The sequence below is a fragment of the Gordonia alkanivorans NBRC 16433 genome (assembly GCF_000225505.1).
Classification (GTDB): domain Bacteria; phylum Actinomycetota; class Actinomycetes; order Mycobacteriales; family Mycobacteriaceae; genus Gordonia; species Gordonia alkanivorans.
Genome location: NZ_BACI01000064.1, coordinates 1 through 1,593 on the forward strand (window position 1 = coordinate 1; position 1,593 = coordinate 1,593).

Here is a 1,593-nt window from a genome sequence, read left to right on the forward strand (position 1 = left end):
AAAGGTGCGGCAATTGAAAATTGCTGAAAAGCAGAAGTCGAAGGCAACGCATGTGGCTGCGGCCGTTGCGTCTAGGAGTCCGGCGGTGGTGACAGCGAAAACCGCCTACAAGACCGGAAAGGCGACGACGTCGGTGTTGCCGAAATTGATCGGTTTGGGAATGGCGGGAACAGGGTTGGCGCACTTTGTTGTTCCGCAGGCTTTTGAATCGATCACCAAGCTTGCATTTCCCGAGAACACGCGTGAATGGACTTACGCGAATGGTGCAAGTGAGACCCTGATCGGCCTCGCCCTCTCCAACAGCCGGTCCCGCGTTTACGGTTTGATTGGGGTGGTCGCATATGTCGGGTTCCTCGGCAGGCGAGTCGTGCAAGCCTGACAGTGACCGCCGACATTCACTCTAATGCAGTGCCATGAAAGGATTACTCGTCGAGTTCGCTGACGTGCAGGGGCGCCTCGGCGAAGAGGGAAAAGCTTGTGGCGTGAGTAGTCCGATGGCTGCGTACCGGGGGTGCCGGCGGCGGAATTACATCCAGAGCCAGCGGCACACTGGGCCAGCAACTAGCTGCAAACGCGGGTCAGTTCATCTCGAGGCGGGACGCGAAACCGGGATGGCTAAATGGCAGATCAGGTGAGAAGGCAACGCCTACGGTTGCGGCCGCGCCGTTGATTATTCCCCACGTTGTCTCCGATAGGTGTGCGGCGAAGAACTTGTCGTCTACCCCTTGCTCACGACCGTTGTCGATCCACCACTGAGTCGCCGATAGTCCAGAACCCAGAATGGACGCCACGGCCAAGGGAATGATCGAGGCATCTGCGTGAACACGCTGCAGACTTTCAGTGAACCGGTCGGCGACGGCCTCCATCACCGACCTCAGTTGGTCAGCAACTCCGCCATCTCCCGATCCGGAGTACTGAAACAAGTGATTCGCCATAAGGAACCTGACGACCACGGGGTGTTTCCCAACCAGCGCGACGTAGGACTGGACCGACGAGCGAATCATATCGTCAACAGACGCATGATCTTGCTCAGCAAAGATTGTGACTTGCGCCGACTCCCACATCAACGCACCGAGTTTTGCCGCCACCGCCCCGTTCAAGCCCGCTTTGTCGCCGAAGTAGCGGTACAGCTTCGGCTTAGATACGCCGGCCTCCGCAGCGATGTCGTCCATGCTGACGCTTGCGCCATAGCGTTCGATGATCCGGATGGCCGCGTCGACCAGCTGTGCGCGTACCGCGACTCGGTGTTCATCCCAACGAGTGCTACGGGCATCCATCACCCGGCGCTGCACCTGAGATGGCGCGGAGGAAACTCGGCGGACGACTGACATTCTAGGAGTAACAATACCGGAAGTCCCTCCCCCAAGCGATCATCAGCTCATGTGCATTCGGTCATAGATACGGTTCAGGAGTCAACTTTCTACCGTGGCTGCGTCCAATCGCGCCGCTGCTTCGTTGAAATCGTTCGGTGCCTCCATGTTGATCATGTGACCGATCTGCGGCAACACCACGAAATCGTGCAACCGACCGCGCTGCTGCAGGCGTTCGGCGAGATCAATGGAATGAACCTCGGGTGTCAACTTGTCGGCAGAG

2 protein-coding genes and 1 pseudogene are annotated in these 1,593 nt (G+C 58.3%); 1 reads left to right on the top strand and 2 read right to left on the bottom strand.

Annotated features, from left to right (window positions below; genetic code table 11):
• On the top strand, positions 1 to 379 hold a 379-nt coding region (locus GOALK_RS24600), incomplete at its 5' end, for a DoxX-related protein (protein ID WP_306302400.1).
• Positions 380 to 578: 199 nt separating this feature from the next.
• Here GOALK_RS24600 and GOALK_RS12245 read toward each other — a convergent pair.
• Both GOALK_RS12245 and GOALK_RS12250 read right to left on the bottom strand, forming a co-directional pair.
• Entirely contained in the window at positions 579 to 1,331 is a 753-nt protein-coding gene (locus GOALK_RS12245; protein WP_035755987.1) for a TetR/AcrR family transcriptional regulator, read from the bottom strand.
• 81 nt (positions 1,332 to 1,412) lie between these two features.
• Positions 1,413 to 1,593: pseudogene (locus tag GOALK_RS12250) on the bottom strand (alpha/beta hydrolase); the annotation flags it as partial.

Excerpts from the sequence above, each read along its gene's own strand:
- GOALK_RS12245 (WP_035755987.1), bottom strand. The coding sequence starts at position 1,331 with ATGTCAGTCGTCCGCCGAGTTTCCTCCGCGCCATCTCAGGTGCAGCGC.